Origin of the sequence: Nocardia sp. NPDC006982, from assembly GCF_042869435.1 — a bacterium.
Taxonomy (GTDB): Bacteria; Actinomycetota; Actinomycetes; order Mycobacteriales; family Mycobacteriaceae; genus Nocardia.
In genome coordinates this window covers 1-17,838 of sequence record NZ_JBIAFV010000044.1, presented here as the reverse complement: position 1 = coordinate 17,838, position 17,838 = coordinate 1, and the positions used below count along the sequence as shown (strand labels likewise).

The 17,838-nt window shown below is 63.1% G+C and carries 14 protein-coding genes and 1 pseudogene; 8 read left to right on the top strand and 7 right to left on the bottom strand.

Features of this window, described 5'->3' with window-relative positions; all coding sequences use genetic code 11:
• Positions 1–78: 78 nt before the first annotated feature.
• From ACFYOW_RS48300 to ACFYOW_RS48290, 3 genes and pseudogenes are all read right to left on the bottom strand, one after another.
• The gene (locus ACFYOW_RS48300; RefSeq protein WP_387298735.1) at positions 79–1,317 is read right to left on the bottom strand and encodes a sigma factor-like helix-turn-helix DNA-binding protein; all 1,239 of its coding nucleotides are present in this window, start codon (positions 1,315–1,317) and stop codon (positions 79–81) included.
• Positions 1,314–2,638: pseudogene (locus ACFYOW_RS48295) on the bottom strand (alpha-amylase family protein). Before ACFYOW_RS48295 ends, ACFYOW_RS48300 begins: the two are co-directional and overlap by 4 nt.
• A gap of 17 nt (positions 2,639–2,655) precedes the next feature.
• Positions 2,656–3,822 (bottom strand): acyl-CoA dehydrogenase family protein, encoded by a 1,167-nt coding sequence (locus ACFYOW_RS48290; protein ID WP_387298732.1) that lies wholly within the window; start codon positions 3,820–3,822, stop codon positions 2,656–2,658.
• A gap of 130 nt (positions 3,823–3,952) precedes the next feature.
• Here ACFYOW_RS48290 and ACFYOW_RS48285 point away from each other — a divergent pair, with 130 nt between their 5' ends.
• A complete protein-coding gene (locus tag ACFYOW_RS48285; RefSeq protein WP_387298730.1) occupies positions 3,953–5,131 on the top strand; it encodes an acyl-CoA dehydrogenase family protein in 1,179 nt (392 codons plus the stop codon).
• 1,225 nt (positions 5,132–6,356) lie between these two features.
• Here the strand turns inward: ACFYOW_RS48285 and ACFYOW_RS48280 are convergent.
• The 3 genes from ACFYOW_RS48280 to ACFYOW_RS48270 all read right to left on the bottom strand — a co-directional run bounded on the left by ACFYOW_RS48280 (position 6,357) and on the right by ACFYOW_RS48270 (position 10,646).
• Complete coding sequence (locus ACFYOW_RS48280; RefSeq protein WP_387298728.1) at positions 6,357–6,884, bottom strand: nuclear transport factor 2 family protein; 528 nt, start codon at positions 6,882–6,884, stop codon at positions 6,357–6,359.
• Between the two features lie 758 nt (positions 6,885–7,642).
• Complete coding sequence (locus ACFYOW_RS48275) at positions 7,643–9,784, bottom strand: acetate--CoA ligase family protein (RefSeq protein WP_387298726.1); 2,142 nt, start codon at positions 9,782–9,784, stop codon at positions 7,643–7,645.
• Between the two features lie 79 nt (positions 9,785–9,863).
• On the bottom strand, positions 9,864–10,646 hold the full coding sequence (locus ACFYOW_RS48270) for a TetR/AcrR family transcriptional regulator (RefSeq protein WP_387298724.1): 783 nt from the start codon (positions 10,644–10,646) through the stop codon (positions 9,864–9,866).
• A gap of 152 nt (positions 10,647–10,798) precedes the next feature.
• On the opposite strand from ACFYOW_RS48270, the gene ACFYOW_RS48265 reads away from it, so the two are divergent.
• The 7 genes from ACFYOW_RS48265 to ACFYOW_RS48235 are packed head-to-tail and all read left to right on the top strand — an operon-like array spanning position 10,799 to position 17,184.
• Positions 10,799–11,578, top strand: a complete 780-nt coding sequence (locus ACFYOW_RS48265) for an enoyl-CoA hydratase/isomerase family protein (RefSeq protein ID WP_387298722.1) — start codon at positions 10,799–10,801, stop codon at positions 11,576–11,578.
• Positions 11,575–12,375, top strand: a complete 801-nt coding sequence (locus ACFYOW_RS48260) for an alpha/beta fold hydrolase (protein WP_387298720.1) — start codon at positions 11,575–11,577, stop codon at positions 12,373–12,375. Before ACFYOW_RS48265 ends, ACFYOW_RS48260 begins: the two co-directional genes overlap by 4 nt.
• Positions 12,372–13,352: a MaoC/PaaZ C-terminal domain-containing protein gene (locus tag ACFYOW_RS48255; protein ID WP_387298718.1), complete on the top strand. Its 981-nt coding sequence runs from the start codon at positions 12,372–12,374 to the stop codon at positions 13,350–13,352. The genes ACFYOW_RS48260 and ACFYOW_RS48255 overlap by 4 nt, the downstream gene beginning before the upstream one ends.
• Positions 13,345–14,640 carry an acyl-CoA dehydrogenase family protein gene (locus ACFYOW_RS48250; protein ID WP_387298716.1) on the top strand — a complete coding sequence of 432 codons (1,296 nt, stop codon included), beginning with the start codon at positions 13,345–13,347 and terminating at the stop codon, positions 14,638–14,640. The genes ACFYOW_RS48255 and ACFYOW_RS48250 overlap by 8 nt, the downstream gene beginning before the upstream one ends.
• On the top strand, positions 14,640–15,056 hold the full coding sequence (locus ACFYOW_RS48245) for a Zn-ribbon domain-containing OB-fold protein (RefSeq protein ID WP_387298714.1): 417 nt from the start codon (positions 14,640–14,642) through the stop codon (positions 15,054–15,056). The genes ACFYOW_RS48250 and ACFYOW_RS48245 overlap by 1 nt, the downstream gene beginning before the upstream one ends.
• A complete protein-coding gene (locus tag ACFYOW_RS48240) occupies positions 15,053–16,267 on the top strand; it encodes a thiolase family protein (RefSeq protein WP_387298712.1) in 1,215 nt (404 codons plus the stop codon). Before ACFYOW_RS48245 ends, ACFYOW_RS48240 begins: the two co-directional genes overlap by 4 nt.
• The gene (locus ACFYOW_RS48235; RefSeq protein WP_387298710.1) at positions 16,264–17,184 is read left to right on the top strand and encodes an SDR family oxidoreductase; all 921 of its coding nucleotides are present in this window, start codon (positions 16,264–16,266) and stop codon (positions 17,182–17,184) included. Before ACFYOW_RS48240 ends, ACFYOW_RS48235 begins: the two co-directional genes overlap by 4 nt.
• A gap of 366 nt (positions 17,185–17,550) precedes the next feature.
• Here the strand turns inward: ACFYOW_RS48235 and ACFYOW_RS48230 are convergent.
• Positions 17,551–17,838, bottom strand: a 288-nt coding sequence (locus ACFYOW_RS48230; RefSeq protein ID WP_387298708.1) for a hypothetical protein, incomplete at its 5' end; no start/stop codon positions are given.

Here is a 17,838-nt window from a genome sequence, read left to right as displayed (position 1 = left end):
TGCGTCCTGCCATGTCGATCAGTGTCCCTTCTCGGCCCTCATCAGGCCAAACGGGACTCTAATACCAGATGGTCTCATTCATTGGGAGCAGCCCACCGGGACATCGTGTCGCTGAAAAGCGTCGACGAAACGCTCTAGGAGTGTGCGTTGTTCGTCGGTGAGGTCGACCGGTGGAGCGGGTTGGGTCCGCCGGTCCGCGAGGCGGCGGCGCGCGCGTCGCAGCAGCCCGTTGGCCGAGGCCGCGGTGATCTCAAGGAGGTCAGCGGTCTCGTCCGCTGTCAGCTTGAGTACGTCGCGCAGGATGAGCGCTGCGCGTTGCAGTGGTGTCAGATGTTGGAGAGCGGCGACAAACGCGAGCCGGACCGAGTCGTGGAGGACGGTTGTTTCGGCGGGGTCGGCGCCGGGTGGGAGCAGCCAGCGGTCGGGTGCGGGCTGAACCCACGGTGCTGCCCGCCGCGCTTCCAGGTAGTGGTCCAGATCCAGGCGCGATCGTCCTCTGCCGACAAGCCGTTCGTGTCGGGCGACCTCGACGCGGTCGTCGTAGACGATCAAGAAGCTGGCGTGCAACAACACCCGCACCTGACGGCCGATCAACCGCGCCGGAACCGAATACCAGTTGGTGCGGACCACGACCTGGGAATACCGGTCGACCCGCGGGCTGAACCAGCTGCCGGTCTCGAAACCCTCCTCCGGCAACGGTTTCAGAAGTTTCCGCTCGATGGCGAAGTGCTCACCGACGGTATGGGAGCGAGCCCCGATGTGCCGCGCATCGTGCTCGGCATCCCAGGCGTCGATCTTCGCGTTGAGCTCTTCTAAGGAGTCGACCTCGGGGACCGGAACCAGCCGGTTGCGGCGGAACCAGCCGATATCGCCTTCGACACCACCCTTCTCGTGAGCGCCCTCGATACCGGGTTGGCAGTAGAACGATTCCAAGTCGAAGTGCGACCGGAACGCAGTCCAGCGCTCGGTCTCCTTGCGTAACCGGTGGAATCCGAGCACCTGGGCGACAGCGATCTTCAGGTTGTCGTAGCGGACCTTCCCGAACGGCACCCCACCCAGCACGGTGAACGCATGCACGTGGCCTTCCGGGAATGCCTCCTGCCCGCCTGAGGCGAAGACGCGGTGAACTGCCTTGCCGGAGAACGACATCCGGAACGAGAACAGATAACAAGTGACCGTCTCACCCCGCAGCCGGACACTGAAATCACCGAAGTCGACTTCGGCCTCAGCGCCCGGACGATGGGTCTGCGGAATGAACACCTCAGCCGGGCCGCAACTCGATAACGCGGGCGCGTGAGTTGTCAGCCTCTCAGTCATTGAAGGATGGCCCACCCATGGGCTTCGACTGTTCGCGTGGGCGGACTGTCATCGCTGGCGAGCAAGCAGCTCGACGGCAGAGTCGATAGCGGGAATTCGGATCTGGACTCGTCGATGTTGAGGAGAACGGTCAGCTGGAATCGGAGTCGGGATCGGTGGCGGTGTAGGCGATCTGCCTGTTGGTGAGGTGGCAGATCTCGACGCTGCAGCGGTTCAGCCATGGGTTGGTTCTGCGCAGGCTGATGAGTTTCTGATGGAGGCGGTAGGTCGGCCAGCCGTGTGGGGCGAGAGCTGCTGGAGCGATAGGGAATTCGGGCCGTATCTCGTCGTCGCCTCCGAGCCGGTCATATTTGACGCCGCGGAAGGCTTGCTCATCACCGGCATAGATGCTGGGATGCCCGGCGAGGGTGAAGAGCACAACGAGAGCGTGGCCGAGGTGCTGCGGATGGTTGAGACGACTGGCGATTCTGGCGACATCGTGGTTGCCCACAAATGTCAGCGGAAGGAAGGCGCGAGCGAAATCGTTGTGCCGGTTGATTGACCAGGCGAGTTCGAAGAAGTTGCGGTCATTGAGGCTGCTCCAGATCGCCTTCCACAACTCGTACTGCGTGACGGTATCGAGGCGGCCGTCGTGTACGAAGGCACGGTAGTCGCCGTGAATGACTTCGCCGACCAGCATGGTGTACGGGAACTGGGCGGAGACCCGGTTGATGACGGTACGCCAGAACGGTACCTGGACCGCGTAAGCTGGATCGAGCCGCCATCCGTCGATGCCACGTTCGAGCCAATACCTCATCACTTCGCAGACGTAATCGACAATCGCTGGTTCGCAATGGTTGAGCGTGACGAGGTTTCGATGGCCCTCGAAGTCGACATGGTCGAATCCGTCGGGTGTGTGGTCATCCAAGTCCACGCGAAACCACGATACATAGCGCGAGGCGGCCCTGTATGCTACGACGTCCTGGAATGCAGGAAATTCGCGGCCGACATGATTGAACACCTCGTCCAGCAGGACCCGGATACCGCGCTGATGACAAGCCTGGACGAGAGCCACGAACTCGGCCTCCGTACCGAGTCGCGAGTCGATGCGGAAGTGATCGACGGTGTCGTATCCATGGGTCGCACTGGCGAATACAGGACCGAGTGCTAGGCCGTTGCATCCCAGTTCGATCAGGTAATCCAACCATGGGTGGAGCCGGTCGAGCCGGGGGATCGGGGCGGCTGCTTCAGGCAGTGCCGTGGGCTCGGCGCCGGTGAAGGTGAGGGGATGTAGATGCCACCACAGGACATGGTCGTGCCACGCTATGCCTGATCGCCTCATCGGAGGGTGGGCCGAGCTCACAGGCTCGAGCTGACAGTTGGACTCGGCTTCTGAATTCCTGTGGAATCGGCTTCGATCCGTGCGGCCAGCAGTTCGCGGTGATAGGCGGGGGATCCGAGCAGTAGCTCTGAAGACTTGCCGCGCTTGTAGTACAGGTGGGCGTTGTGTTCCCAGGTGAAGCCAAGGCCACCATGGATCTGAATATTCTCCGCGGCGGCACGAAAGTAGGTCTCCGAACAGAACGACTTTGCCATCGCTGCCGCAGCAGGCAATTCGTCGGAGCCGTCGGCGGCAGCCCAGGCGGCGTAGTAGGCGGCTGACCGGGCTGACTCGAGGTCCACGAGCATGTCGGCGCATTTGTGCTTGATTGCTTGGAAGCTACCGATCGGTCGTCCGAATTGGATGCGAGTCTTGGCGTAGTCGACCGAGCTTTCGAGACAGTGCCGAGTGCCACCCACCTGTTCGGCGGCGAGGGCGACCACCGCGAGTTCGAGAGTTTTGGTCAAGCCCGGCGCCGCCTTGCCCGGCGTTCCGATTAGTCGTGCGGGGGTATCGGTGAAGACAAGGCGTGCCTGCTTACGGGTCTCATCCATGGTCTGCAGGGCACCGCGATGCAGACCGGGAGCATTCGCGGTAACAGCGAACAGGCACGGACCCGCGTCAGTGCGCCCTGCGACAAGTATGAGATCGGCAGTGTGCCCGTCGATGACAAAGCTCTTGTGTCCGTTGAGGATCCAGCCGTCTACGCCGTGTGTTGCGGTGAGTTCGACGGCGTCGACCGACCATTGGCCCTTTTCTTCAGCGATTGCCAGCGTGGCGATGGTGGTGCCGCGAGCAATACCTGGCAGCAGATCATGTTTAGCGGTCTCGTCGTCGGAGGTCAGCAGTGCATTGGCGGCGAGCACCGCACTGGCGAAGTACGGTGCGCACAGCAGGGCGGCACCCATCTCTTCCATCACGATGGCCAGTTCGACGTAGGAGAAGCCGGATCCGCCGTATTGCTCGGGGATGGCCAGTGATTGGAGCTCGAGCTGTTTGCTCATCTGCGCCCAGACGGCCGGGTCATATCCCTCGGTGGTGGCCATCAGGCGACGGACTTCCGCTTCGGGTGACTTGGCCGAGAGGAACCGACGGACTTCCGTGCGCAGTGCTTCGTGCTCGTCGCTGAAACTGCCGAATACCACAGGTTTCCCTTTCGGTCGGGATCTACGTCCAGGGGACGATCGCGGTCCGAGTCTATATGTTTTCGACATTCATGTCGATAAAGTGGATCGTGGATCACGTGACTACCCGGATCGAGGAAAGGAAGAGACTGTGACCGAGGATCTGGACACCATGGCCGCGGCATTGTTCGCGGATGGCGTGCCACGAGGGAATTTCGTGCCCAAAATCGGCTACGAAGACGAACTGTCACCCAGCCGGGCATGGCTGCGGCGACTGGCCGCCCGAGGATGGAGCACCCCGACATGGCCGGCCCAATACGGCGGATGTGATGCTTCGCCGGCACGTGCCCGACAGATTCGGGCTACCGTCGCGCGGCATGGACCACGACCGCCGGAGCTGTACGCCTTCGGCATCGGCACCGGCATAGTGGGACCGACCATCCTTACGCATGGCACGCCTGAGCAGTGTGCGAAATGGTTGCCGCCGATATCCCGAGGGGATGAGATCTTCTGCCAGATGTTCTCTGAGCCCGAAGCCGGTTCCGATCTGGCCAACGTCTCCTTGCGGGCGGAGCGTTTCGGCGCAAATTGGCGGTTGGATGGTCAGAAGATCTGGACCAGTCGCGCAGCTTATGCCGATTGGGGTCTCTGCCTCGCACGAACGACGCCCGACCTGCCGAAGCATCAGGGTATGACGATGTTCGTCATCGACATGCACGATCCGGGGATCGAGGTGCGTCCGCTCCGGCAGATGAACGGTGATGCGCGGTTCAACGAAATCTTCGTCAGAGGTGCGGTAGTGCCGGACGCCTGGCGAATCGGTGAGGTGGGTGCAGGCTGGACCGTGGCAATGACCGTGCTGGCCAACGAACGCACGGCGATGGCTGCGGCCCGCTCGAGCCGACGCCGCGACAGCGGCCGCCACGAGCCCGAGTGGCTGCGGGCACTGGCTGCCCACGGCGCACTGTCCGATCCGGTTGTCCGCGATCGCGCTATGCGGGTCTACATCCTGGAGCGGGTTGCCGCCTGGACGGCCATGCGGGCCGCGACTGGGACGGCGGAAATCGGAGCGGCGTCGGGTGGAAAGTTGCGTCAGACCAGGGTTTTCAAGGCCCGCGCCGAGTTGATCAAGGATGCGTCGGGTGCGGCCGGGATGGTGAGTAAAGCGGACGATGATCGGGATTTTCTCACCGCCCCGTCGATGTCGCTCATGGGCGGCACCGATGAGGTGCAATTGAACGTCCTCGGTGAACAGGTGCTTGGGCTGCCCAAAGAACCACGGCTGGACCGCGATGTCCCATGGGCGGTTTCGCGACGTGGCCTGTTCTGACCGGGGTTTGGGACGGGCGGTGACCGGAGTCGGGAGCGTAACGAATTCGCGGCCGCCGACAAAGGCCGCTGATTAGTGTGCCTGGTCCCGATGGCACGCCATCACTCGCCAGTAGCGGGTAGTTCTCGTGCCCTTGTAGCTCCCGCCTGTGTAGCTCCACCTACATGACTAGGGTTTCATCTTTGAGCCCGTCCTCGTATTGGTCTTGAAGCCCACGTCGGGGGCTCCTTTCGTATTCGGAGGACGTCGATGCCCACCGGTCATGTCGGAACGTCGGAACGTTCGATATCGCTGGTCGAAGAAGAATTCATGCATAGGGTTCGTCGTTCAGCTCAGCATGGATCCGGTTGGTGACTCGCTTCCGTCCCTACCGGGACGGAACCGAGTCGGGACAGTCGCCCCGCGTACCTAGGGGCCGCCGCCTCGCGCGCCAAAGGCGTCCAAGCCGCCTGGACGTAGAGGACGCCCAGAACACCGGGCTCGGGCCCTGGGGTGCGCCCCAGATGCACGTTGCGGGCTCCTGGCTGCTCGGTGAAAACGTCGCCCGCCCGGTGGATTCCGTCGAGCGCGCAGGTCGGTCCATATAGCTGTCGGGTTCCCACAAGCACGACGATGTAGGCCGTCCCGTCTTGGTAGTGCCAGCCGGTCGAGCCGCCGGGGACGATGGTGATCTGCGCCGAATGTAGTCGACACCACCGACGTCGATCTGCCCGAGGGCCCTTCCGGACGCCCCGTCTCGATGTTCGGAAATGTCGGCCAGCCGCAATCTATTCGGGGCCTCGGCGGAGAAGTTGCGGCGGACAAGGTCGTCGTGGACTGGCGGGCCGACCTTGGCTTTGCAGGCTGCGTTTCTTGCCGAATATACTCCACCAGCCCTGGGCCGAGCAGATCCCGCATGTGGTGCGCTCAGCCATCGGCTCACCTGCGGCGCGGGCCTCGTCGGTGAGGAAGCTGTAACCCAAATTCGGGGTCGTCGCGGCGGGCGTCGAACTTTGCGTGGGCCCGGTATGCCTGCTCGAGTTCGGCGTCGGTGACCGGATCAGCGTGCCACCGTTAGTACGGCTGGCGAGCCAGTTTCAGCCAGGCGCGTCACCGTGACGGGGATTCCAACCTCGGCTAGCTCGCGGACGAGCAGGTAACTCATTTTCCCTCAGGTTCGCCTGCGCGAAATAGGCGGGGACCCGTTTGTGGACCTCGTTTTGGGTCGATCGGGAGGACCGCCGGGTCAGGCAAAGAGCTGGGCCGGCAGGTCGAACACAGGGAACATTCTAGGTTCGAGGTGGATCTCGACTTCGATGATTGCGGACCCTCGCATGGTGAGTACCTGGATCCCGAATGCCTGGTAGGGCTCACCCGGCCAGGTCGCGTGGTAGATCGCCACAGCAGGGGCCCGTTGGCTTCGACCATGACCGTGCGGGCATCGTGGCAGGGGGTTGGGGGTCCGGCCGAACCATCGCTCGATCTCGGCACGACCCAACAGCCACAGCGGGTACGGCGGCATGGACAGCGTGGCATCCTCATGCAGCAGACTGGTAAGGGCGTCGATGTCGCTTCGTTCGAAGGCATTGACGTAGCGGTTGAGCAGACCGCGCTGTTCGGGCGTGAGTGTGGGATCGCTGGTGTCCGACGCCGTCAAGCCTGCCAGCGTTTTGCGGGCTCTGCGGAGCAGGCCGTTGGTGGACGCTACCGTGATGTCCAGCAGCGTCGCGGCCTCCTCGGCACGCCATCGGAGTACATCGCAGAGGATCAGCACGGCACGCGCGACGTCTACCGTCGCGGCGGCGCATCAGATGCCCGATCTTGCGTTCCAACATGGGCGGGTGGCTGTCGCGTCCGGCTGAATACTGACCCCTGATTCCGGACAGAACGGGTCGCGATTCGACCGACATAGACAGTGCCACGGTAATTGGCCTTCCAGACTGGACCGTGCTGCCGCTCACGGCCAGTGACCAGGTATTTCTCACGGGCGCCGATAGTGATCGTGTGCCCACCGGCCGCCGTGGTGCACTGTGCGTGCAGCGGCAAACGTACAGTCGCCGCCGAAGTAATCGGCGCCGGTACGACAGCCCATACACGCGACGATGGGCACCGTGATCCCGGCCGGGCAGGGCACCGCCGGGGGTCAGGTCGACAACGAATCGGTCTTTCGATGATGTCCTTGCCGAGCACTTGCATGACGGCCGCCGTACAGTGATCCCGTACTCGACCCGAGGGTTGGCGTAGTCGCGGAAGAATGCAATATGGCCGTCCTAGATCCGCAGAATCTGGATGGACTGGGCTGGACTCGGTGAACAAGCCAATTTGTCGGAGATGGGCCCTTCAATGTGGACATCTGCAATGCTGGCGGCTCAGGTATTCAGTCGCAGCAGCCTACGGCAGTAACTTTCTAGCAGTGCCACAGGTGGATCCTATTGTGAGACAAAGCGCGGCAACAGCTGAAACCGCCCTACGCCAATCAGTACTCTCTTCCTCGGTCCCTGAGTGACGACAGACCACGGAGCGCCTCACTGATCAGCCAGTGGCAGCGATCGTGCCCGATGCGTCGAGCACGATCGCTCCTTGGCCCTGTGTCCCCACCGACACCGGGTTGAGGTCGAGGGCCTCGATCTCAGGATGTGCCGCGACGAAATCGGCAATCCGAACAACCACGTCGATCAGGGCGTCGACATCGGCGGCTGGGCCGCCACGCGCAGCGTCGAGCAAAGCGGCTCCGCGCAAACGGCGCAGTCCTTCTGCGATGTCTGCCGCGGACAGCGGCAGAGGCAGGCACACGGTGTCGGCCAAGATCTCTGTATAGATACCGCCGAACCCGATCACCAGAGCAGGGCCGAGCGCAGGATCGCGCACCGCCCCGACGATCATCTCCGCGTGCATGGTGTGCATTCGTTCGATGAGCCAGCCATCGACGCGTAGGTCAGGGGCAGTCTCCGACAGGGTGGCAGCGATCCGTTGCGCGGCATCGGCGACGGCGTCGGCATCCTGCAGTGTGAGGGCCATGGCGCCCAGATCGGTCTTGTGCACGAGTGTGCGCGCCTGGACTTTGAGCACTACCGGAAAGCCGATCTGCTCCGCGGCGTCGCGCAGTGCCGAAATACTATGTGCGGTCGGCACGAACCGGCCTTCCGGGACGGGAATACCCTGCTCGCGAAGTATCGCTTTCGCCTGCCATTCCTGCCACTCCCCGGGCGCTCCCACCGGTGGATGCGGCCCCGTGGCCACACCCGCAGCTACTCCGTGGTCTGCGCTCTCGAGGAATAACTCGTAGTCGCGTAGGGAGCGCAATGCGCGCGCTGCGCGCTGGCAACTGGTCGACCACGGAATACGCAGGCGGGCAAGTAGATCGATGGCTTCTTGGGTAGGTCTGGTGTATCCATGAACCAAAATCGGGATGCCGATACCACGAATCTGTTTGTGGTAGGTGTACCAGTCGCGTCGAAGCAATCCGGCGTTTGACAGCGGAGTGACCACGACGACCGCATCGACTTCGCCACTGCCTGCGATCAGTTCGAGAATCGGCATCAGGGTGTCGGAGTGCGCGGCTTGCGCGGTGACATCGACCGGATTCGCCGACGACCCGTACGCCGGTATCAGCGATTGGACTCGCTGGCGAAGGTCGACAGACAGCGCTGGTACCTCGAAGCCTACCGCAACCAGTGCATCCGCGGTCCAGGCGCCGGTGCCCCCGGAGTAGGTCAATACGGCGACCCGGTTGCCCGCGGGCCGTGTGCCCCACGCGAAGGCCATCGCCGTATCGATCAGTTCCTCCTGATCCTCGACGACCGTTATTCCGCTCCGGCGGAAGACCGCTCGGTAGACAACGTCGTTTCCGGTCAAGCGCGCCGTATGTGATTCGGCGGCGCGCTGGCCGGCGCTTGACGCACCGGCCTTCGCGACGACGATCGGCTTCTGTGTAGTCACCGCCGCCGCGGCAACCTGTCGCAATCTACTGCCGTCGGCGAGGCCTTCGAGGAATACGGTGATGACTCCGATGCGAGGCTCCGTGACCAGGTAGTCGACGTAGTCCAGAGCTGTCAAACCGTCTTCGTTTCCGGTGCTGATAACGTAGCCGAAACCCAGACCCCGGGCGCGTCCATCGGCGAAGACGGCGAAGCCGAGACCGCCCGACTGGGCCACGATGGCCACGGGACCTTCTGGCGGGCCATCATTATCTTGGCCGTCTTCGGCTGCCGGGGAAAACGTGATCGGTACCTTGCCGAAAGTGTTGACGAAGCCCTCGCTGTTCGGGCCCATGAGTCGGACATTCGGGTAGCGCTGCAAAATGTCGTGGAGGTTCCGTAGACGCTGTGCACCGTCGTGGCTCTCGGCGAAGCCGGAGCTGATTACGACAACGTTCGAAATCCCGCTTGCCGCACACTCTTCGACGGCTGCGGGAACGGTCTCGGCATTCACCACCAGCACTGCCAGATCAGGGACCTCCGGCAATGCGGCGACGCTGTCATAGCACGCCATTTCCAGGATTTCGCGATGTCGAGGATTGACTGGGTATACCCGCCCCCTGTAGCCGCTCTTCTGCAGGATGCGCAGCGGTCGCGCGGCCAGCGACCGTTCCGATGCCGATGCTCCGATGATGGCGATGCTTTGTGGCCAGAACAGCTTGTGCAGCAAGGTGCTGCGTGCGGCTTCGTCTGTCATGCGACGAATCGTAAACCAAAATCGACATACATGTCGATTTTGGTCTGAAGGCTTCGCCCGCTGCTGTGCAGGGTTGCTGTTAGCTCGTCGGCGCTTCTTTCCGGGCGTGGGCAACCCAGCTTGGACGGGGTCGCCGTCGCAGATCCACTGCGCGCACCCACAGCATGTTGATGGTTGCTACCGCGTGGTCCTCGTCGTAACGGTCCTGGCCCACGAACCACCAGTAGCAGAAATTGGACGTCATCGACACGAGGGCGGCTGCGGTGGTCTCGGCGTCTACAGTGGGGTCTGCCAATCCTTGTTGCTGCCATCGGCGAATCCGCTCGGCGACACGCTCGACGTGGTTGCTTCTACTGGTGAGGCGAATCTCGTGCAGGTGTTCATCGATCGTCGAGAGTTGCTCGATCAACCCGTAGATGGCGGCGTTGTCTCGGTATACGCCGATATACCGCCGCTGTGATTGGTTCAGTGCCGCAATGGGATCCAATCCGGCGTCCTGGGGCTGGAACCCCACCGCGTCGCGGATCTGCTGCCCCACCCGGGCAGCCAGGACCTTGAACACTTCGATCTTGGTCGGGAAATAGGTGTAGAAGCTGCCGCGCGCCACTCCTGCCTCGGCCACTATGTCGTCTACGCCGACATCGAGGTAGCCGCCGCGTTCGAATACCCGCCGGGCCGCGACGATGATCTCCTCGCGTGTGCGCTGGCTTCGCTGTCTGCGGTGCTCATCTCTGGTGGCGCGGCGTTTCGCTGCCGTTCCCGAGGGTGTCCACCCGCCGCGTGTGCGTGGACCCTCGCCGTCGGCGCGGCGGGGTGTCGCGCCGCCCTGATCGGTCGGAACGTCGGCGGTTGGTTCGCTCACCTGGCTCGCCTGCCTTCCTGGATGCTCGAAGGCAGTCCATCGTATCGGGCGGGAACGATGGCGGTTGCACCAGTATCATCGACATGTATGTCGATTTTCGACTATCATGTCGAAAACGATCAAGGTGCCGGCAGAAGGAGTGGGTGGTCGGAATGACGGCCGGTTCGGAAGTACAAGACGTTTCGGTCGTGCTGCGGGATGACCACGTGGCAACCGTGGAGATCCGAAGAGCGCCAAGCAATTTCTTCGATATCGGTCTCATCGGCCGGCTCGCCGATGCCTGCGACGAGTTGGTCGCTGGGGGGCAGTGCCGGGCCGTGGTCTTGTGTAGCGAGGGCCGCAACTTCTGTGCAGGCGCGGATTTCGGCCACAGTGATCCGGTCGGGCCACGCGGAGGGCTCGATATTTACGACGTCGCTATGCGTCTGTTCGAGCAACCACTGCCGATAGTGGCGGCGGTACAGGGGGCGGCGATCGGGGGAGGACTCGGGCTGGCGCTGACGGCCGATTTCCGGATCGCCTCAGCGGACAGCCGCTTCTGTGCGAACTTCGCACTGCTCGGCTTCCACCAAGGATTCGGGCTCAGCGTGACGTTGCCAGCGGTCGTCGGTCAGCAGGTGGCACTCGATCTGCTCTATTCGGGGCGGCGGATGCATGGCGGCGAGGCTTTCCGCGTCGGACTGTGCGATCGGTTGGTCGAGCCAGCTGAGCTGCGTGCGCGAGCACATGCCTTCGCCGCCGAGATCGCCAGATCAGCGCCGCTGGCGGTCCGCTCCATCCGGGAAACGATGCGGCGCCCACTGGTTTCCGAGGTTCGTGCGGTCATCGGCCGCGAACGTGGCGAACAGCGGCGTCTGATGCAAACGGTCGATTGGCGTGAGGGCGTCGCCGCGGTCCGTGCGCGGCGAGTCCCGGATTTCATCGGAGGATGACAGCGAGGATATGGGTAATGCAGTTTCTCGAACGACCAAGCGCACGAGTCGGATTCGAAGTGCGCGGCGACGGTCTGCCGGTCCTGTTCACGCATGGATTCGGCGACATGTCCGCAACATTCGCCCGCACCGCCGGTGTGCTCGCCGTCGACCATCAGGTAGTGACGTGGGATCTTCCCGGCCACGGCCTCGGCGAGCATCCACAGGATGCCCACCACTACGCGATCGAGACTGTGACCGACCATATGCGTGCACTGCTCGACCACCTTGCGGTTGCTCGCGCGGTTGTCGTTGGGTATTCCGTGGGCGGATACCTGTCGCTGGAGTTCGCATTGGCCTATCCGGGGCGCGTCCGCGCGCTGATAATGATCGACACCGGGCCTGGCACCCGCAGCGAACAAGCGCGGGCTGCGTGGAACGACTTCGCCGACCGATGCGCAGGGGGCTTGCAGGCCGGCGGCGCGGTGGTGATGCCGACGTCTCTCGCGCATATTGATGTGCGCCATCGTGATACACGTGGTTTGGCGTTGGCGGCTCGCGGGTTCTTGCGCCAGCAGGACTCTCGGGTCATCGACGGTTTGTACACACTGACGATGCCCACGCTGGTGATCGTGGGCGCTGAGGACTCCACGTTTCTGCGCAGCGCCCACTACCTCGCACGGTGGTTGCCCGACGCCAGTTTAGTCATCATTCCCGGTGCGGGGCACATGCCACACCTCTCGCAACCCGAGCGTTTCGATGCGGCCGTTCGACGATTCCTGGACGAACTCGCCGTCGAGCCGAAAGAACAGTCATGAACGAATATTTCTTCCCGGTCGACGCCGGACACGTTCTGATGTTCGCCAGGGCAGTCGGTGACAAGAACGCGGCGTACCAGCGGATTGCGTCCACGTGTGGGCGCAATCCCGGTGATTCGGCTGTCGTACCACCGACATTCGTGCAGGCGAGCGCTCATTACGATCTGGGCTATCCCTTGCGCCTGCCAGCGGCTGCTTCTAAGCAATCCCGGTCCGAGCGCGAGACTGCTGGAGCCCGGCGCGGTCCAATTCTGCACGCTGAGCAGCACTTCGAGTATCTGCGGCCGGCCCGGATCGGTGATCTATTTACGGTGACCTCGCATTCAGGTTCGGTGTGGCACAAGCCCAATCGTCGCGGCGGGATGCTCGAATTCTCCGAACGCTTCACTGAATACATTGCCGTCGACGGCGAGCCGGCAGTGATCGCCCGCAGTATCGGAGTGCGGACGGTGCAGACCGAGTCTGAGGAAATCTCCGGCGGCGAAACCGCGACCGAGCAAGGCAGGAGGGAACAAGCCAGTTCGGTCGAGTCACCGCCTTCTCACATAGCCTCCGCGAGCAATCCCGAGGTCGGGCGAAGTAGAACGGTGGAGTTGGGGCGTCTGAGCCGCCAACGCATCGCTATGTACGCGGGTGCGTCGGGCGATTTCAACCGTGTCCATATCGATGAGGAGTTCGCCACCCGACGAGGCGGATATCCGAGCGTCATCGCGCACGGCATGCTCACCATGGCGATGACCGGCACCGTGCTCACCGACTGGCTCGGTGCAAGCCGGTTGCGTTACTACGGCGCTCGTTTTTCGAAACCAGTTCTGCCCGGTGATCTCCTGACGGCGACCGTCACTCTCACGACGGTGCATGACGAGGGCGAGTTCCAGGTGGCTGAGATCGACATGGTGACGCGAAAACCGGGCGGAGAGGTGGTCTTGACCGGGAACGCGGTCGTGGCATTGGATGGAGACGCTGGCGATGAATGAAATTCGCTTCTCGGCCGACGACGTCGATGCAGTGAGAGCCCAACTGTCGGAATGGGTTACGGCCCACTGGGATCCCAACCTGCCGCTCGAACACTGGCGTGCCAGGCTCGTCGAGGCTGGGTGGGCGGCTCCGTCCTGGCCGCGGCGGTGGGGTGGCTTGGATATGCCGGCGTGGGCTGATGAAGTGGTCGTCGGAGAACTGCTGCGTTTGGGGGCGGTTGGGACCCCGATCGGTGTCGGTATGTCGCTTGCTGCCCCGACGATTCTGGCCCATGGCAGCGCAGACCACGGTGAGCGGTTCCTGCGCCCGATTCTCACCGGCCAGGAACGCTGGTGTCAGCTCTTCAGCGAACCCGAGGCCGGATCTGATCTGGCCGGTGTCACCACCACCGCAGTGTTGGATGGCGATGAATGGATCGTCAACGGCCACAAGCTGTGGAACACAAGCGCACAGCATGCCGATCTCGGGATGCTGCTGGTCCGTAGCGATGCGAATGCCCCTGCCCACCAAGGAATCAGCTATTTGATTCTTCCGATGCACCAACCAGGAGTGACCATACGACCAGTGCGCCAGATGAACGACCACTCGTCGTTCAACGAGGTCTTCCTCAACGATGCCCGCGTGCCAGGCGATTTCGTCCTGGGCGGTGTCAGCAAGGGGTGGACGACGGCATTGACGACCCTGGCCCACGAGCGCCGTTTCAGTACTCTGCGGCCGCCGAACTATGCAGATAAGCCAGGGCGTACTCTGGCCGAGGCCCGCCAGGAGACCCAGCAGCACTTCGCCACCTACCGGTGGTATCCGCAGCGCGCCGGACGTGCCGACTTGATCGTCGAACATGCCCGTCGTACCGGCGGATTCGACGATCCGCTCATTCGCCAGCAGATCGCCGCAGTGCTCACCCTGGAACGGATCAGCACATGGACCGCTGCGCGGGCCAAGGCGGCCAGGGCACGCGGTAAGCAGCCGGGACCCGAGGGATCCGTCGGTAAACTGACCGCCAGCCGTTTGGCCCGCGCGTCGGCGCACGCCCACGCCTCGATAGCGGGGGCGAACGCTCTGTTGTCCGGGCCCGAGGCGCCCTTCGAAGGCACGATCGCCGAGATTCTGCTGTCCACGCCCGCTCAGTCCATCGCAGGCGGCACCGACGAGATCCAGAAGAACATCCTCGCCGAGAAGATCCTCGGCCTTGTGCGTGAACCAGCTCCCGATCGTGACCGACCGTTCAATCAGACGCGACGTACTCTTCGACACCCGTCGCAGCGCAGACCCCTGGAAGGCTCGTGATGTCCTCGAATGTGCCGATTGTCAATTACCTTGTGCTCGATGGCGATCGTGCTTATTTGCAGACAACCGAGTGCCGATCCTGCAAGGCCACGTTCTTCGGCTCTCGCATCGCGTGTGCCCGATGCGGCGAGACCGAATTCAACACTCACCCCGCGGCGGACACCGGAAATATCCGATGCTTCAGCATCATCCACCGTGCGGTGCGCGGCATTCGAACCCCGTTCGTCTCGGGAGTTGTCACGCTCGATTGCGGAAGTGTGGTCAAGACCAACATAGTCGGCTGTCCGCCCGACACCGATCACGTCGCCCTCGGTATGCGGGTGCGGATGCAGACCTATGCCGTCGGTACGGACGACAACGGAACGACCGCGGTCGCGTTTGGATTCACGCCTGCGATAGCATCGGAGCAGTCATGAGAATCGATGACCACAGCATCTGGGTTGTCGGCGTCTCGATGACTCGATTCGCCCGCTATCCCGACCGGGACGTGTTCGCTCTCGGTGCCGAGGCGACACTTGCCGCACTCGCTGATGCCTCCATCGGGATCAGCGATATCGATGTGCTTGCCGTGGGCAGCGTGGCGCACGCTCGATCGAATCCCGCCCAGAAAATCCAGAAGCTCGTGGGGCAGACCGGGATTCCGGTATTCAATGTTGTCAACGCCTGCGCCACTGGTGCCACGGCGGTCCGGGTGGTCATTCAGGCCATCAAGGCAGGAGAGGCGTCCATCGGGCTGGCTGTGGGCTGCGAACAGATGGGGAAGAGCGGCCTGCTCGGAGGTGGATCTCGCCGAGATCGCGGCCGCAGCGAATTTCTCCCCAGCGGCCCGACCGGCGCGGTCATGCCGATTGAAGGCATCCTTGGTACGAGCATGATGCCAGGTGTTTTCGCGCAAGCGGGAATGGCTTATGTCGCCGATTATGAGGGCGTCGGATTCGACCAATTCGTCAAGATCGCGGTGAAGAACCACGAGAATTCGGTGCGCAATCCGCTTGCTCAGTACCGAAAGTCGTTCAGCGCTACGGAAATCGCGAACGCGGAGATGATCGCGTACCCGAACACGACCCTGATGTGTTGCCCGACAGGCGATGGCGCCTCCGCTGCGATCCTAGTATCCGGTGAACGGCTGCGGTCGATGCCGACCGAGGTGCGCCGCCGGGCCGTGAAAGTTACCGCGTCCGTGCTGACCAGCGATCCGTGGACGCCCGAAGGGCTCGCGCAACCCGACATCAACGTCGTGACCCGCAATGCCGCGCTGGCCGCATACAACAGTGCGGGTGTCTCGCCGTCGGACCTCGATCTGGTCGAGTTGCACGACTGCTTCGCGACCGCAGAATTGCTCCACTACGACAATCTCGGGTTGTGCGAGCCCGGCGGAGCAGGCGAATTCATCGATCGGCGTGCGCCCTGCCGCGACGGGGAGATACCCGTCAACGTCTCCGGCGGACTGCTATCCAAAGGCCACCCACTGGGTGCGACTGGCGTCGCCAACATCTTCGAAGTGACCACCCACCTGCGCGGTGAGGCAGACGAACGACAAGTCGAGGGCGCACGGGTGGGCCTGACGCACGTCATCGGCCTGGCGTCCGCCTGCGCCGTGCACATCCTCGAGAAGGGCGCAGCATGACCGAACGGATCTGCGAGGACCGGGTTGTCGCCATTACCGGTGCAGGCCGGGGAATCGGACGCGCCTATGCGCTCGAATTCGCCCGGCACGGAGCCAAAGTCGTAGTGAACGATCTCGGAGGTGCCCGCGACGGAGAAGGCGTGTCGGAGGCGCCGGCCGCGAGGGTGGTCGAGGAGATACGCGCGCTCGGTGGCGAGGCGGTGGTCACTATCGATGACGTCGCCGCGCCGGAGGGCGCCCGTCGGTTGATCGACACGGCGATCGATCGATTCGGTCGTCTCGATGTGCTGGTCAACAATGCAGGCATCGTGCGAGATCGCATGCTGGTCAATATGGACTACAACGATTGGGATGCGGTCATCAATGTTCATCTGCGTGGCACGTTCGGCCCGACTCGTTTTGCCGCCACGTATTGGCGTGAACGGTTCAAGGCGACGGGCGAACCCGTCGGGGCCCGGTTGATCAACACCACCTCGTCCTCGGGTCTCTTCGGCAATCCGGGCCAGGTCAACTACGCTGCCGCCAAAGCGGGGATTGCCGCCTTCACCGTCGTGGCAAGCCGCGAACTTCAGCGATACGGCGTCACAGCCAACGCCGTCTACCCGACTGCACGCACACGAATGACCGAGGACATTCTCAATAATCATGTGCATGTTCGGCCGAGATCGACCACCCCGGACCCTTTTGATCCTCAAAACTTCGCTGCCGCAGTGGTATGGCTCGGTAGCGAGCGGTCCGGAGACGTCACCGGTCGGGTCCTGGGGCTGCGTGGCGGGCGCTTGACCGTCGCTGAAGGATGGAGCGCTGGGCCGACCGCGACGACCCGTACGCGGTGGGAGCCTGATGAACTCGATGTGGTGCTGCCCGATCTGATTGGGCGGGCTGCGGCGAATGCCGGTGTCGACGGCAAACGTTAACCACACCGCTGTTCCGTGTCGGCCCGATACCTCGTGACGTCGATGGATGACTGGGGTCGCACCCTATCCCGCAAGATTCGGCCCTTGGCTAAGGGATGTCCGAGGTTCAGACGAACATGTCGAGCACGAGGTCAAGGAGTCGAACGGTGAATCCTTCAGTAAGCCGCAGTGTTCTATGCCGCGCCGTGGACGTACCCATGTACAGGCGGTGGCGGTAGGGGCCTGCCAGCGGTGTCGTCTGCGAATCATTGTCTTCGCGCGTGTCATTGTCTTCGCGTTGTAGGTTGCCCCGGTTGATGGCCCGAACATATCGTTGAACAGAGCGATCCCGTCCTTGCCGTGTGGGTGTTGATCATCGTTCGCATCCTAGGTTGCTTTCAATCGATTGCTGAACGCCGCGACACTGTCCTCCCCGGGCTTGTCGCCGCCGATCGTCGCGGGACCCTGACCGGTGGTCAGTCCGAGCATGAATACCGGGTCCTTGGCCGCTCGTGCCACCACAGTCGAGGCCGCGACACAATCGCCTCTGTCCTGCTTGTAGGTTTGGCCGCTGTATGTCTGGGGTTCCCCCGAAAAAGTGGACAGCGTTAGCTTGCTTCGGGGGTAGCTTTGAGGGACTGCTCGTAGTCGATCGGTGAGCGCATCCCGATCGCC

What these genes read in the sequence shown, in the direction of transcription:
- ACFYOW_RS48300 (WP_387298735.1), bottom strand. Translation starts at nt 1,317, where the DNA reads ATGACTGAGAGGCTGACAACTCACGCGCCCGCGTTATCGAGTTGCGGC.
- ACFYOW_RS48255 (WP_387298718.1), top strand. Translation starts at nt 12,372, where the DNA reads ATGAACGAATATTTCTTCCCGGTCGACGCCGGACACGTTCTGATGTTC.
- ACFYOW_RS48245 (WP_387298714.1), top strand. Translation starts at nt 14,640, where the DNA reads ATGTCCTCGAATGTGCCGATTGTCAATTACCTTGTGCTCGATGGCGAT.
- ACFYOW_RS48265 (WP_387298722.1), top strand. Translation starts at nt 10,799, where the DNA reads ATGACGGCCGGTTCGGAAGTACAAGACGTTTCGGTCGTGCTGCGGGAT.
- ACFYOW_RS48250 (WP_387298716.1), top strand. Translation starts at nt 13,345, where the DNA reads ATGAATGAAATTCGCTTCTCGGCCGACGACGTCGATGCAGTGAGAGCC.
- ACFYOW_RS48260 (WP_387298720.1), top strand. Translation starts at nt 11,575, where the DNA reads ATGACAGCGAGGATATGGGTAATGCAGTTTCTCGAACGACCAAGCGCA.
- ACFYOW_RS48275 (WP_387298726.1), bottom strand. Translation starts at nt 9,784, where the DNA reads ATGACAGACGAAGCCGCACGCAGCACCTTGCTGCACAAGCTGTTCTGG.
- ACFYOW_RS48240 (WP_387298712.1), top strand. Translation starts at nt 15,053, where the DNA reads ATGAGAATCGATGACCACAGCATCTGGGTTGTCGGCGTCTCGATGACT.
- ACFYOW_RS48235 (WP_387298710.1), top strand. Translation starts at nt 16,264, where the DNA reads ATGACCGAACGGATCTGCGAGGACCGGGTTGTCGCCATTACCGGTGCA.